We start from the raw sequence: 13,824 nt of genomic DNA, 5'->3' as shown, positions 1-13,824 counted from the left end.
GGCGGCTTACTTCACGGACTCGGGGTGGAGCTGGGCGGCGAGCCGTCCGACGGCGGCGGGGGCCCGTACGCCGAGGACCACGTCCGAGAGGGGCATGACCGCGAAGCGCTGGTTCCTGACGGCCGGTACGTCCTTGAGCACCGGGTCTTCCAGCAGTCGCTTCTTCTTCCGCGCGACGGTGGTGGAGCCGTAGTCGTAGATCACGATGACATCGGGCTCGCGCGCGACGACCTCTTCCCAGGTGGCGTCGCCGAAGGGCTTGTCGAGGTCGGCGAAGACATTGCGCCCGCCGGCCAGCTCGATCAGCTCGTTGCCGATGCCCCTGCCGCCCGCGGTGAACGCGGTCTTGTCGCCGCTGTCGTAGACGAAGACGGAGAGCGGTTCGACGCCCTTCAGCCCGTCGGCGGTGGACGCGACGGTGGTGCGGGCGTCCGCGATCCACTTCTCGGCGCGGTCCTGGACGCCGAAGGTGCGGCCGGTCTCCTCGATCTCCCGGTAGACCTCGTCCATGGACGTGGAGGCGGACGGGGACGCGGACCTGCCGCCGTCGGCGCAGCTCTCCAGATTGAGCCGGGTCCCGATACCGGAGGCCTTGAGGTCGTCGCGGCTCCGGCCGTCCTTGGCGTCGAAGGCACTGGCGTATCCGCCGTAGACGAAGTCGGGGTTGGCCGCGAGCAGCTTCTCCTTGGAGGGGTACTCCGCGGAGAGGACGGGGACGCTCTTGTACGCCTTCTCGTAGGCGGGGAGGATCCGGTCGTCCAGGTAGGCGGTGCCGACGAGGGAGTTCTCCAGGCCGAGCGCGAGCATGATCTCGGTGACGTGCTGGTTCATGGTGACCACACGCTTCGGCGGCGCCTGGTAGGTGGTCGTCACACCGCAGTTGGTGACGGTGTACGGGAAGCCGGGCGCGGCCTTCGCGGCGGGCTTGCCGTCCGCCGGGTCCGTGGTCTCCGCGGTGGTGCCGCAGGCGGTGAGCGGGAGCAGTACGGCGGTCACGGCGGATATGAGGGCGGGTGTTGTGAGCGCACGGCGGCGCCGGGACAGGGCAGACACGACTGGGCCTCCTCCGGGGGATTTCCGCGTCCCCTGGCTGGTGGGAGAAGGGCGGCAGGTCAGTTCCTGGCTGCCAAGCGGAGCTTGGTCACAGTGGCGGGACCGCGCCGGTTTCGCACCGGCTTCCTGGGTCCTGCCGCCCTGGTTCAGCCGTGAGTCTCTCAGACGATCTCGACGGGCTCCTCGGTGACCTCGCCGTCGACGATCCGGTACGAGCGGAACTGGAACGGTCCGGCGTCATCCGTGTCCGCGGTGGAGACCAGCACATAGTGGGCGCCGGGCTCATTGGCGTAGGTGATGTCCGTACGGGACGGATAGGCCTCGGTCGCGGTGTGCGAGTGGTAGATGATCACCGGTTCCTCGTCGCGGTCGTCCATCTCCCGGTAGAGCTTGAGCAGATCGGCCGAGTCGAACTCGTAGAAGGTGGGCGAGCGCGCGGCGTTGAGCATGGGGATGAACCGCTCGGCCCGTCCGCTGCCCTCGGGGCCAGCGACCACACCGCAGGCCTCGTCGGGGTGGTCGGCTCGCGCGTGCGCGACGATCTGGTCGTGCAGGGCCTGGGTGATGGTGAGCATGGGGAGAATATAAACGGACGGCGCCGGACCGGGGGCGGGCCGGTGCTCCCCGGACGTGAAGACGGTCGTGAAGGCACCCGGATCAGGGATCCGGGCGCCTTCATGACGGGACGGGGCGGTACGGGGCGAGGCGGTGCGGGGCGGGATGTGACGGGGGGGCAGGGGTGGGACGGGGCGGTGGCGGTCAGTCCGCCGCGGGGGCGTACTCCCGCTCGGCGCGCTCCGTGATCGCGGGGTCGCGGCGCTTGAGGAACTGCCAGCCGCCCGCCAGGCCCACCGCCCAGACCGCCGCCACATAGAGACAGACCCGCGCGTCCTCGTCGTACGCGATCAGACAGGTGACCAGCGCCAGGAAGGCCACCGCGACCCAGCTGAAGAGCGCGCCGCCGGGGGCTGGGAAGGACGAGGCCGGCAGCCGGCCCGCCTCCACCCCGCGGCGGTAGCGGATATGGCTGGCCAGAATCATCATCCAGGTCCAGATGCCGGCCGCGGTGGCCACGGAGGTCACATAGCCGAAGGCCTTCTCCGGGACGACGTAGTTGAGGACCACGCCGATACCCATCAGAACGGCGGAGACGGTGATGCCGAGGGCCGGGGTCCTGCGGGAGTTGAGCCTGCCGAAGACCGTGGGCGCCTCGCTGTTGGCGGCGAGGTCGCGCAGCATCCGGCCGGTGGAGTACATCCCGGAGTTGCAGGAGGAGAGCGCGGCGGTCAGTACGACGAAGTTGACGATGCCGGCCGCGAGCGGGATGCCCATCTTCTCGAAGGCGTGCACGAAGGGGCTGTTGCCCGCGGAGAACTCGGTCCACTTGACGACGGCGAGGATGACGGAGAGCGCGCCGACGTAGAAGACGATGATGCGCCAGGGCAGCGTGTTGATGGCCTTGGGCAGGGTCTTCTCGGGGTTCTCGGACTCGCCCGCGGTCACCCCGACCAGCTCGACGGCGAGATAGGCGAACATCACCCCCTGAAGGGTCATCAGGCTGGAGCCGATGCCGTTCGGGAAGATCCCGTCGTGTGCCCAGAGATTGGCGGCCCCGGCGGTCTCACCGGCGTCGGAGAAGCCGAGGGTGAGAACGCCCAGACCGATGACGATCATGCCGATGATCGCGGTGACCTTGATCATCGAGAACCAGAACTCGACCTCGCCGAAGATCTTCACCGAGATCAGATTGACCCCGAAGAGGACCACCAGGAAGACCAGCGCGCTGACCCACTGGGGGATCTGGGGGAACCAGAAGTGGATGTAGATCGCGGCGGCGGTCAGTTCCGCCATCCCGGTGACGACCCACATCAGCCAGTACGTCCAGCCGGTGGCGAAGCCGAAGAACGGGCCGAGGAACTCCCGGGCGTACTCCGCGAAGGAGCCCGAGACCGGCCGGTAGAGGAGCAGCTCGCCGAGCGCCCGCATGATGAAGAAGATCACGACGCCGGCGAGGGCGTACATGAGGATGATGCTGGGTCCGGCCTTGGCGATATTGGCCCCGGCGCCCATGAAGAGCCCGACACCGATCGCGCCGCCGATGGCGATCATCTGGACCTGACGGCTGCCGAGTCCCCGTTCGTAGCCCTCTTCGGCCGGACCGTCTCCGGTGGGGCCGGTCGTGGCGCGGTCACCGCCGTATTCCTTGTCGACCTGGGCAGAGGTCATGTCGTGCGCCCTTTCTCCATACCGACCCGCGCCGGACGTCGGCCGCGGACCGGTTCGTGATCCCCCCGGATACGGATGGAGTGCCGCCGGCGGTCGGCCGGCGAAGGCACCCCCGGGGACAGGGGTGGAGTCCCCGGGGGGCCGTGAAGATCTATCACGGCGGCAGGGGTGATCGACGGACGGTTCTGTGGCACAGCCCACAGGAAGAAGCGGATGAATCGCACCGCGAACCGCAAAGGTCGCCGGAGCGGTGACGTGATCGTTATGGCGAATTGAGCCTCAGTTGAGCGTACGGAAGGGGGCCGGGCGGGGGCCGCCGTATGACATCCCGGCGCGGGGAACGCCGGTCCGGACACCGGGAATCGGACCGTCCGCGCACCCGGCCCGCGGGCCGTCCCATCACCCGTACGGAGGAACGGCCCGTCGCGTCCACGCGGGGGCGGGGTCAGGCTCAGAGGTCAAGGCTCAGGGGGCAAGGCTCAGGGGCAGGCTCGGGCTCGGGGGCAGCTCGCGGGCGGGGGCAGGCTCAGGGGGCAGGCTCAGAGGTCAGGCCCGGGTTCAGGGCATCAGCGTTTCTACGAGCGACTCCTGGAGCGACCCGAGCCAGAGATACGCCATCACCATCGGCTTGCGCGGGTCGGAGTCCGGCAGCCGGTACAGCTCGTTGCCCTCGTCCTCGTCCGTGACCTCCAGACGCGTACCGATCGTCAGCCGCAGATCGTTGAGCGCGCCGAGCCAGTGCAGACAGGCCTCGGGCGTCAGCTTGAGCACGGCGCCGCTCTCGCCCGCCGAGGTCAGCCCGTCCAGCGTGCGGACCAGCGCCATCCCGTCCTCGCGCTTGCGGCCCCGCAGATCGTTCTCCGTGAACCGTCTGAACTCGGCGGAGAACTCCTTCAGTTCGGTGTCGTCATCGCCGTACGCGTCCGGGAAGAGCCGGGCGAGCGCCGGGTCCTCCGGCGGCTCGCTGGGGCCCTCGGCGAAGAGCGAGGCGAGCGGGTCCTCGCCCTGGGCCGGCTCGTCACCGGGCCCGATCAGCTCCAGCAGCTGTACGGCCAGCGAGCGCAGGATCGAGATCTCGACCTCGTCGAGCGCGACCGCCGCGCCGCCGCCGGGGATCGCCTCGAACTGCCCGGCCATCAGGCGCGGTCCTGGGAGAGCGTGGCCCAGAGCCCGAAGCCGTGCATCGCCTGCACATCGCGCTCCATCTCCTCGCGGCTGCCGCTGGAGACGATCGCGCGGCCCTTGTGGTGGACGTCGAGCATCAGTCGGTGCGCCTTGTCCTTGGGGTAGCCGAAATAGGTCTGGAAGACGTAAGCCACATAACTCATGAGGTTGACGGGGTCGTTGTGGACGATCGTCACCCACGGCACGTCGGGTTCCGGGACGGCGAAAGTCTCCTCGGCCGATTCGGGGCGTTCGATCTCAGTGGGAGCAACACTCACGGTTCCGGACGACCTTCTTCTCTGCCGGGCTTCTCTGCCGGGTCACAGCGTCACATGACCCATGCTGCCACCCGGAACGGCCTGTCGCACAAACGGCCACGCAGAAATCGTCAGTCTGACGAGAGGGCAGGGTACGATTATTGATATGAACACTGCGGACCTTGGGCTGCCGGTGGACGTGCCGTCGACCGCGCTCTTCACCGACCAGTATGAGCTGACGATGCTCCGAGCGGCTCTCCAGGCCGGTACGGCCGACCGCCGCTCGGTCTTCGAGGTCTTCACCCGGCGGCTGCCCGAGGGGCGCCGCTACGGGGTGGTGGCGGGCACCGGACGGGTCCTCGACGCCGTGGAGAACTTCCGCTTCGACACGGATGTCCTCGGCTTCCTCCGGGCGAACCGGATCGTCGACGAGGAGACGCTCGGCTGGCTCGCCTCGTACCGCTTCGGCGGGGACATCTGGGGCTATCCGGAGGGCGAGGTCTACTTCCCTGGCTCGCCGATCCTGCGGGTGGAGGGCTCCTTCGCCGAGTGCGTGCTGCTGGAGACCGTGATCCTGTCGATCCTCAACCACGACTCGGCGATCGCCGCCGCGGCCTCGCGGATGTCGGCGGCGGCGGGCGGGCGCGGGCTGATCGAGATGGGCGCGCGCCGTACGCACGAGCTGTCCGCGGTCGCCGCGGCGCGGGCCGCGTACGTGGGCGGCTTCGACACCACCTCGGATCTGGCGGCCGGGTTCCGGTACGGCATTCCGACGGTGGGCACCAGCGCGCACGCCTTCACCCTGCTGCACGACAGCGAGCGCGACGCCTTCCAGGCCCAGGTGAACGCGCTCGGCCGCGGTACGACGCTGCTGATCGACACGTTCGACGTGGCCGAGGCCGTACGGACCGCCGTGGAGATCGCCGGTCCCGAGCTGGGCGCCGTCCGTATCGACTCCGGCGATCTGCTGCTGGTCGCGCACCGGGTACGGCAGCAGCTCGACGAGCTGGGCGCGGTGGACACCAAGATCGTGGTCACCTCCGACCTGGACGAGTACGCGATCGCCTCGCTGGCCGCGGCCCCGGTGGACGCGTACGGCGTGGGCACCCAGCTCGTCACCGGCAGTGGCCGGCCCACCTGCTCCATGGTCTACAAGATCGTCGCCCGTGCGACGTCCGCGGATCCGAAGGCCCCCCTCCAGCCGGTGGCGAAGAAGTCGCTGGGCGGGAAGACCTCGGTGGGCGGCCGTAAGTGGGCCGCGCGGCGGACGGACCTGTGGGGGTACGCCGAGGCCGAGGTGCTCGGCACCGGAGCGGTGCCGGCGGACCTGCTGGACCGGCAGCTCCTGGTGCAGCTCGTCAAGGGCGGCGGGATCGTCGCCCGGGAGCCGCTGGAGACGGCGCGGTCCCGGCACTTCGCGGCACGGGCCGCGCTGCCGGTGTCGGCGACGCAGCTCTCCCGTGGCGAGCCGGTGATCCCGACCGAGTACATATGACCGGGTAGCCATAGCGGGTACACATGAGGACGTACGGACGACGTACATGGGGCGACCGGGTACGGACGAACGAGTAGGCGTGAGGCATGTGGGGCGGTGGTAGCGGTGTCCGGCCCTTCCCGTGACGGGGGCGGAGTCCTTAGGCTCGGGTCACCTTTCGGCCGTTCTCCCGGCCGACGCACACCCGCCCGCCGCCTCCCCCGCTCCGCCCTCCGCCCCGCTCCGTCCTCCGCCCTCTCCGCCGCTCCCGCCCGCTCTCCGCTCTCCCGCTCCTGCGCCGAAGGATGACCGTCATGCACCGCGTGTTGCTCGTCGTGGACGTACAGAACGACTTCTGTGAGGGCGGAAGTCTGGCGGTGACAGGAGGGGCCGAGGTCGCCGCCGCCATCACCGATCTGATCGGCGAGGCCTCCCCCGGATACCGGCATGTGGCCGCCACCCGGGACCATCACATCGACCCGGGTGACCACTTCGCCCACCGGCCCGAGGGCCCCGATTTCGTCACCACCTGGCCGGCGCACTGTGTGGCGGGTACGGAGGGCGCGGGCTTCCACCCCAATTTCGCCCCGGCCGTGGCCTCCGGCGCGGTCGACGCGGTCTTCGACAAGGGCGCGTACGCGGGGGCGTACAGCGGTTTCGAGGGGTTCGACGAGAACGGGACCGGGCTCGCGGAGTGGCTCCGGGCGCGTGAGATCACCCATATCGACGTGGTCGGTATCGCCACGGACCACTGTGTGCGGGCGACGGCGCTGGACGCGGTCCGCGCGGGCTTCACCACCCATGTGCTGCTCGATCTGACGGCGGGCGTGGCCGTCGAGACCACGGAGCGGGCGCTGGAGGAGATGCGGGCGGCGGGGGTGGAGCTGTCCGGCAAGCCGGTGGTCACGGCACGGCTGACCCCGCCGGGCCCCCGCAGCGCCCCGGAGGCGCCCTCCGGCGGCCCGGCACGCCCCGGTGGCACCCCGGTGCCCCCGAGGTCCGGGGACGACGCGTAGGCCCTGTCCGGCCGGTCGCCGTGGACCCGGACAGGATCCAGTACCCCGGGTAACCCGCGCCCGCCGGGCTACTGGGGGCCGGGCTGGGTCGTCGGGCTAGGTCGCCGGGCTACGCCGCCCGGCTAGGTCGCGGGGCGCAGGAGCGCCCGTATCGGCTGCCAGAGCTGTTCCCGGCACTCCGGTGTGGTGCGCCACAGCAGACCGTCCGGATGGTGCAGCACCGCCGTGATCTCGTCCGGTGTCGGCGGCGCCGCGTTGCCGCGCAGATACACCGCGCGCAGCCCCAGATTCCGCAGCCTGGTCAGGGCGCGGGCACGGTTCACCGCGTGCACGAGAACGCGTACCGTGTCGCCCTCGGCGGCCGGGCTGGGCAGGGTCAGTGCCACCACCACCATGCCGTTCGGGAGCTTGCTGAAGCCTCCGGCTGCCATGTCCTTCATCTCCCCCGTGGTCCCCAGTGAGACGTCGCGTCAATAAGAGAATGGTAGGACGCACCTAAACACGATCGGCCGCCGCCCGCTAGAGGGCGACGGCCGATCATGCTTTGACCTGCGGTTACTTCCGGTTACTTGTCGGAGGGAGCAACCTTGACCCGGATCGTCTGGCCGCCCTGCGACTCACTGACGACGCTGATCTTGGTGTTGGTGTCGGAAACCTTGACGCTGGAGAGCGGGTTGTCCGCGTACCAGTAGGTGCCCTTGCGGTCGTCGAAGACGGTGGCCGCGGGCAGCGAGGGAACCTGGACCGGCACGTTCGCCTTGTGCAGCGTCAGAGCGGTCGTACGGGCCAGACCGAAGGTCGAGTCGTACGCCTGGATACGGCTGCGCATCAGCGTGCCGTCCGCCCACCGAAGCGGGGTGGCGTGCGCGTCGATGGGCAGGATCAGACCCTCACCCGGGTGGGCGCTGGTGTTGTTGTCCTTCTGCGAGGTGTCCCACAGCCAGATGAGCACGCCGTTCTCGTACGCGTAGTGCTCGACCTGGTTCTCGTACGGCGCGTTGAAGCCGAAGTTGTACGGGCCGACCTCAAGGGTGCGGTCGTACGAGACGTACTGACGGTTCTCGGCGATGTAGAACTGGTCGTACTCCTGCGTGAAGCCCTCACCGATGCGCGAGAAGCCCTTCGCGGTCCAGCCCGCGTCGTCGCCCTCGGCATTGTCGGAGAAGACCGTCGCGCCGTCCGCGGTCAGGGTGATCGCGTCCGCGGTGAAGCCCTTCGGGGCCACTCCGCCGTCCGTCTGGTAGCGGAAGCGCAGGTCGAACTTCTGGCCCGCGTAGGCGTCCAGCGGGTAGACGAGGTGCTTGTTCGTGCCCGAGACACCGGTCAGCGACGGCTTGTCGGCCGCGTCACGGGGAAGGGGCTGGCCGTCGGCCGTACCGTCGAGCACCGTCCAGTTGGCGCCGCCGTCGGTCGAGACCTCGGTGTAGAGGTAGTCGTACTCGGCCTCGATGTCCCACCAGCCCTGCAGCTCCAGCGAAGCCGAGGTCTTGCCGGTCAGGTCGACCGGACGGGTGAGGGTGTTCTTGAGGTCGTCACCCATGTCGCTCCACCACTGCTTGGAGCCCTCGGCGGGCTTCACGACAGTCGTGGTCTTGAGCTTCTTGGGCAGGTCGACGATGAGCGCCTGCGGGTTCTTGGTGTTGTACGCCGAGACGCCCAGCCGGTGGTCGGACTTGGTCGCGGCCGTGGCCTGCTCGTAGTCGAGCCAGCCGAGCTGGAGCTTGTCCCAGGCGGTCATGTCGCCCGGCAGGTCGCCGATCGCGTCCTTGCCCTCGCCGAGCCAGGAGCCCGACGACATCAGCGTCCAGAAAGCGGTGGAGTTGTCACCGCCCGCGGTGTCGTACAGGTCGGGCAGGCCCAGGTCGTGGCCGTACTCGTGGGCGAAGACCCCGAGTCCGCCGTTCTCCGGCTGCATGGTGTAGTCGCCGACCCAGATGCCGGACGTGCCGATCTGGGTGCCGCCCGACTTGTTGTTCGCCGGGCCGGTGGTGCCGGCGCTGGTGCCGTACGCGTACCAGCGGTGCGCCCACAGCGCGTTGGTGCCCTCGGCGCCGCCGCCGGCCGACTCGTCCTCGCCCGCGTGGACGACCTGGAAGTGGTCGATGTACCCGTCGGGCTCGTTGAAGTTGCCGTCGCCGTCGAAGTCGTAACGGTCCCACTCGTCGTAGGCGGACAGCTCCGCCTTGATCTGCGCGTCCGTCTTGCCGTTGGCCTTCTGGGCCGCGGTCCAGGCGGTGACACCGTCACGCACGGCGTCCCAGGCGGTGGAGCAGGTGGTGCTGCCGCAGTAGTTCGAGCCGTAACGGGCCTCGTTGTACGGGACCTTGACCCAGTCGGAGACCGTGCCGTCGACCGAGTAGCGCCCGGAGGACGTCTTCTCGTAGTAGGTCTTCAGCGAGTCCTTCGGCTGGCCGTCCGCGTCGGTGCCCGTACCGAAGTACAGGTCCTGGAAGTGGGCCTGGTTGTAGTCGGCCTGCCAGGCGGTGGAGTTGTCCACCGCGCGGTCGGGCTCGGCTATCTCGTTGTGCTGGGGACCGGGCGTGCCGCCGTACCTCACGACGGGCGGACGCGGGCCGGCCCCGTCCGGGTCGTACATCGTGGTGTTGTCGACCGTGTCGCTGAACTCCACGAGGATGGTGAAGATCTTGTCGGTCTTCTCGCGGCCCAGCTCGACGTACTTCTTGCCGCCGAGCTTGACGACGTTGGAGCCGCCGCGCTTCTCGACCTTGGCGTCGCCGGAGATGACCTGTTCGAGCGCCGCCTCACGCTGGGCCGACTGCTGCTTGCTGAACGGGCCTTCCAGGTCGTGTTCGACCTGTCCCTTCTGGGGCGCCGGGTCACGGCGCTCGATCCCCGCGGGGCCGGATGCGGGGTTGTCCTCGGCCTGGGCCGTGGTGAAGGCTGATGCCGTCGCGGCGGTCGCGGCCAGAGCCACGATCACCGCGGACATTCTTCTCGCCCGTCGGTTTCTGATCACTTGATGCTTTTCCTCCCCGGCGCACGCGATCCGCGGACCGGGAGTGAGGGATCCGCGCGCGTATGCGTCATAAGTGACGACATTCGACCGGAGTTAAGGAAGAAAAGACAGACCTTGACTTGCACTGGTCAAGTGCACTATGCGATGGACCGGGTTCCACACTTCGGGCCGACCAGACATGGAGAAATTCGGACAACAACCGCACAATTCAAGCCCTTTGGCGGGGGGTGTGACTCGATGCGCCCCCTGTGCCACGGCACCGTGCGTTAGGTCACGCTTACTACCCGTTCCTCCCGGGCATGCCCTCGTCGTAGAGTCGAGTCGATGGGCAGTGCGAGTCATTCGCAACTGCCGCCCCCCGCTTGCGACTACGCGCGAGATACGCGAGACACCCCCGAACCCGAAGCTCCGAGGACGGATTCCGCCATGCCGCGTCCGACTGCCGCACAGCTCGCTTATGGTTCCGCCACCGTCGTCTGCTCCACGGTCGTCATGCTGCTCGTCTCCGGTGTCACCGCCGGCGCCGGGGTCGTGGTGATAGGAATCGCCGCGCTCGCCCTGGGTCTGCTGGTCGCGCTCACCGTGCCCGCGCCGGGCCGGAACAGGGCGGCGCGTCCGGCCGCCGCCACGGAATCCGCGCGGGCCGAGGCCCCCGCCGCACGGGTGCGCGGGGGCGGGGAGGCACGGGTCCAGCCCTCAATGCGCCGCTGAGTTCCGGCCCGGCCGGCCGGGCCCCCGCTCGGTCGCCGTCACGACGACCGTCCTGGCCGCCTTGTCGTGCAGGCCCTGCCGGTAGGGCCTGCTGACCAGGATGCTCAGGATGATGACGGCCCACCAGACGATCAGACAGCAGAGCAGGGCGGGCAGCCAGAGCACGACCGCGCGCAGCAGCGCGCTTCCGGTGTCCGGCACCGCGCCGTTGTTGAGCATCGCGACTCGCAGTTTCAGCCAGCGCTTGCCGAGGGTCTGCCCGGATCTCCGGGTCATCAGGGTGTCGTAGCCGACGTAGGCCACGACGGAGATGACCGACCAGAGCCACTGTGTTCCCGTATTCACCTGGTTGGTGAAGTCGCCCCAATTGCTGCTGTTCGCCTGCGCGTGCCAGTTTCCGAAGAAACTGGACAGAATGGCCAGCGGAATGAAAATGATCAGGGCGTCGATGATCCGTGCCGCGAGCCGTCTGCCGAAGGGCGCGAGCGGTGGCATTCCGGCGAGCGGATCCGTACCGCCGAACGGGCCCCCGCCATAGGCGTTCCGGTCCTGGTCGTCATGGTCATAAGGGGAGCCCGGAGGCGGACCGCCGTCGCCGCCGTAGGGAGCGCCGTACGGGGAGCCGGGAGGCGGACCGTACGGAGAGCCGGAGGACGAGCCGCCGCCGGGGGGCGGACCGGGCGGGCCTTCCGACGACGGGGGTCCCTGTGGTCTCTTCAGAAACGGGTCGTCGTCGGGTGACTGGCCGGGCGGCGGCTGATCATTGCTCATGGGGGCAGTGCACCGCGCGTGACAGGGGCCCGCAACGGATCACCCGCCGTTCGGAGCAGTCGCGGAGCGGTACGGGAGTGGTCCTGGACCGCTCCCGGGGAAGTACGGGACCGGGTCCGGCCCTTCCTGATCCGCCGGGTCCCGGCGGGGGCGGGGACCCGGGCCCGGGGACCCGGGCCCGGGGGTCAGCCCGCTACGAACGTACGGGCCGCCTTGTCGTGCCAGCACTGCCGCCAGGGCCGGTCGACCAGACACCACAGCACATTGAGGACACCCACCACGAGCACCCCCAGGATCCCGTAGACGAGCCAGCGGCGCAGCGCGGCGCCGAAGCCCGGGGCCTCGTGGGACTCTATGTCCCGCACTTCGAGACCGCAGAGCTTCTTGCCCAGTGTCCGCCCCCACTTGGCGGTCGGCAGCGCCTCGTACAGCACGCCGAGGACCAGCAGCGCCACGAGTACGGCCCCGAGATAACCGGCCGTCGTGGTGTCGATGAGCCAGACCGTGACGGTCTCACCGGTCCGCTCCGCCGCCTCGATCTTGGCGTCGATATGCGTACGGGCCCTGGAGAAGAGAGGGAAGGCGGCGGCGCCGACGAGCGCGCCCAGGACGAGGGAATCGATCAGCCGGGCCACCAACCGCTTGGCGAGTCCCGCGGGCCTCGCCGCCGCCTGGGCCCGCGCGGCCTGGAGGAACGGGTCGTCGACCGGGGGCTTCCAGGGCACGACCGGCTGGTCGGTGCCTCCCGGGGTCATGGGCTGGGCGAGCTGGTGGACCTGCTGGGCCCAGGAGGCGGCGCCACCGCCCGCGCCCTGGGAGACAGGAGTGGCGGGAGTGGCGGGCGCCTGGGGCGTGCCGACCTGACCGGGCGTCGGCTGGGGCTGGGAGGGCGGCGGGGACTGCGGCTCGGGCTGGGGACGGCGGCGCGCGGGCAGTGCCGTGCCCGTACTGGACGCGCCCTGGTTCAGCGCGCGGATCGCCATCGTGCCCTCGGCCTGGCCCGTCCGGCCCGCCGCGCCGGCGGCGGCCGCGTCATCGTCCTTGGCCCGCCGGGCGGCGCGCAGGGCGCGGAGGGCGACGGTGCTGTCGACACCCTCCGCGGGGGACCGTCCCGCGTCGCGCGGGGCCGGCGGCCGGCCCGTGTCGTCACCGGTCCCGGTCCCGGTGCCCGTCCCCGCGCCGGATCCCTGGCCCGCGTCCGGCCTGACGCCGCGTCGCATGGCGCGGAGCGCGACCGCGCCCTCGGAGGGCGGCTCGCCGTCGTCCGTGCCGGGCCCGAGCGCGCGTACGCCGGGCAGCGCGCCGCCCGTCGGGTCGCCCGGGGTGGGCGGCGGGATCTCGTGGTGCGGCGCGGGGGAACCGCCCCCGGCCGACAACGCGGGCAGACGGTCGGGCGCGGGCGGTGAGGCGGGCCCGGGGATACGGGGATCCTGGCCGCCCGCTCCCCAGGAGACACGGTCGTCGCGCTCGCCGCCGAAGCCGCTCTGCCGCGAGGCGTCGGCCTGCCAGACGGACGCCGGTTCCGGCCCCGGCCGGGGCCCGTCGGGCGGCTCCTCGTCCAGGAAGACCGGGCCTGTCTCGTCCACGGCGGGCGGGGTCCCCGGCGTCGTCCCGCCGCCGGGGGGCGCGGGCCGGCTCGTACCGGGCACCCAGGCGGCGCCGTTCCAGTACCGGACATATCCAGGGATGGACGGGTCTGGGTAGAACCCTTCCCGGGGTACGTTCCCGCCGTCACCAGGAGGAGTAGCCACTGACCCAACTCCGTTCACTCACGCCGTGTTCAGCCAAGGAAGACATTAACGAAGAACTCAGATGCCTGAAGAAGGAGAACAGCAGAAAGACCGCATTCGAAAGGATGTGGGCCAAGAAGTGTTCGCCACGGTGTACGAACAGCCGGGCGCCAGTGCCAACGGTAGGGTCCGGCATGATCGGTCCTGTTCCGACGTGAACGAATCCGTCCCGTCGTGAATGCCTTCCGTCCGGGCGCGGACCGGGCGCCGGACGGGGGCGGAGAGGCTGAACGGGCTGAACAGGGCCGAACGGGTGGCGCCGTCGGACCGGATGTCGTCGGACCCGACGGGCGTCGGACCCGACGGGCGTCGGACCCGACGGGCGTCGGACCCGACGGGCGTCGCCGTTACGGAATTCGCTGGAAATCGTCGCCGGAAGTCGCGT

At 70.1% G+C, this 13,824-nt stretch carries 11 protein-coding genes, 1 pseudogene and 1 riboswitch; of the genes and pseudogenes, 3 read left to right on the top strand and 9 right to left on the bottom strand.

All coding sequences use genetic code 11. The annotated features are described in order from the left end of the window. Nucleotides 1-6 precede the first annotated feature (6 nt). The 5 genes from OG214_RS25160 to clpS all read right to left on the bottom strand — a co-directional run bounded on the left by OG214_RS25160 (nucleotide 7) and on the right by clpS (nucleotide 4,721). A complete protein-coding gene (locus tag OG214_RS25160) occupies nucleotides 7-1,044 on the bottom strand; it encodes an ABC transporter substrate-binding protein (protein ID WP_405987612.1) in 1,038 nt (345 codons plus the stop codon). 48 nt (nucleotides 1,045-1,092) lie between these two features. Further along, a riboswitch (cobalamin riboswitch) is annotated at nucleotides 1,093-1,213 on the bottom strand. 1 nt (nucleotide 1,214) lies between these two features. Continuing rightward, the gene (locus OG214_RS25155; protein WP_363085886.1) at nucleotides 1,215-1,628 is read right to left on the bottom strand and encodes a M67 family metallopeptidase; all 414 of its coding nucleotides are present in this window, start codon (nucleotides 1,626-1,628) and stop codon (nucleotides 1,215-1,217) included. A gap of 184 nt (nucleotides 1,629-1,812) precedes the next feature. Further along, the gene (locus OG214_RS25150) at nucleotides 1,813-3,279 is read right to left on the bottom strand and encodes an amino acid permease (RefSeq protein WP_363085887.1); all 1,467 of its coding nucleotides are present in this window, start codon (nucleotides 3,277-3,279) and stop codon (nucleotides 1,813-1,815) included. A 558-nt stretch (nucleotides 3,280-3,837) separates the two neighbouring features. Further along, complete coding sequence (locus OG214_RS25145) at nucleotides 3,838-4,416, bottom strand: DUF2017 domain-containing protein (RefSeq protein ID WP_383036994.1); 579 nt, start codon at nucleotides 4,414-4,416, stop codon at nucleotides 3,838-3,840. After that, a complete protein-coding gene (gene clpS, locus OG214_RS25140; protein ID WP_046500072.1) occupies nucleotides 4,416-4,721 on the bottom strand; it encodes an ATP-dependent Clp protease adapter ClpS in 306 nt (101 codons plus the stop codon). The genes OG214_RS25145 and clpS overlap by 1 nt, the downstream gene beginning before the upstream one ends. Before the next feature lie 145 nt (nucleotides 4,722-4,866). On the opposite strand from clpS, the gene OG214_RS25135 reads away from it, so the two are divergent. Both OG214_RS25135 and OG214_RS25130 read left to right on the top strand, forming a co-directional pair. Next, nucleotides 4,867-6,195, top strand: coding sequence for a nicotinate phosphoribosyltransferase (locus OG214_RS25135; protein WP_405986023.1), 1,329 nt, complete (start codon nucleotides 4,867-4,869; stop codon nucleotides 6,193-6,195). A 293-nt stretch (nucleotides 6,196-6,488) separates the two neighbouring features. Next, nucleotides 6,489-7,079 (top strand): annotated as a pseudogene (locus OG214_RS25130) (nicotinamidase); the annotation flags it as partial. Nucleotides 7,080-7,312: 233 nt separating this feature from the next. On the opposite strand, the gene OG214_RS25125 reads toward OG214_RS25130, so the two are convergent. Both OG214_RS25125 and OG214_RS25120 read right to left on the bottom strand, forming a co-directional pair. Continuing rightward, complete coding sequence (locus OG214_RS25125) at nucleotides 7,313-7,621, bottom strand: hypothetical protein (protein ID WP_363084932.1); 309 nt, start codon at nucleotides 7,619-7,621, stop codon at nucleotides 7,313-7,315. A 134-nt stretch (nucleotides 7,622-7,755) separates the two neighbouring features. Beyond that, nucleotides 7,756-10,167: an immune inhibitor A domain-containing protein gene (locus OG214_RS25120; RefSeq protein ID WP_405986022.1), complete on the bottom strand. Its 2,412-nt coding sequence runs from the start codon at nucleotides 10,165-10,167 to the stop codon at nucleotides 7,756-7,758. 426 nt (nucleotides 10,168-10,593) lie between these two features. Here OG214_RS25120 and OG214_RS25115 point away from each other — a divergent pair, with 426 nt between their 5' ends. Further along, nucleotides 10,594-10,878, top strand: coding sequence for a hypothetical protein (locus OG214_RS25115; RefSeq protein WP_363084930.1), 285 nt, complete (start codon nucleotides 10,594-10,596; stop codon nucleotides 10,876-10,878). Here OG214_RS25115 and OG214_RS25110 read toward each other — a convergent pair. Next, nucleotides 10,864-11,649: an RDD family protein gene (locus OG214_RS25110; RefSeq protein ID WP_383037010.1), complete on the bottom strand. Its 786-nt coding sequence runs from the start codon at nucleotides 11,647-11,649 to the stop codon at nucleotides 10,864-10,866. The two genes, OG214_RS25115 and OG214_RS25110, sit on opposite strands and share 15 nt — an antisense overlap. A 185-nt stretch (nucleotides 11,650-11,834) precedes the next feature. Beyond that, the gene (locus OG214_RS25105) at nucleotides 11,835-13,400 is read right to left on the bottom strand and encodes an RDD family protein (protein ID WP_405986021.1); all 1,566 of its coding nucleotides are present in this window, start codon (nucleotides 13,398-13,400) and stop codon (nucleotides 11,835-11,837) included. Nucleotides 13,401-13,824 lie beyond the last annotated feature (424 nt).

Origin of the sequence: Streptomyces sp. NBC_00872, assembly GCF_045161915.1 — a bacterium.
GTDB lineage: Bacteria > Actinomycetota > Actinomycetes > Streptomycetales > Streptomycetaceae > Streptomyces.
The sequence above is the reverse complement of the archived record's forward strand: the minus strand, read 5'-3'. Positions and strand labels throughout refer to the sequence as shown.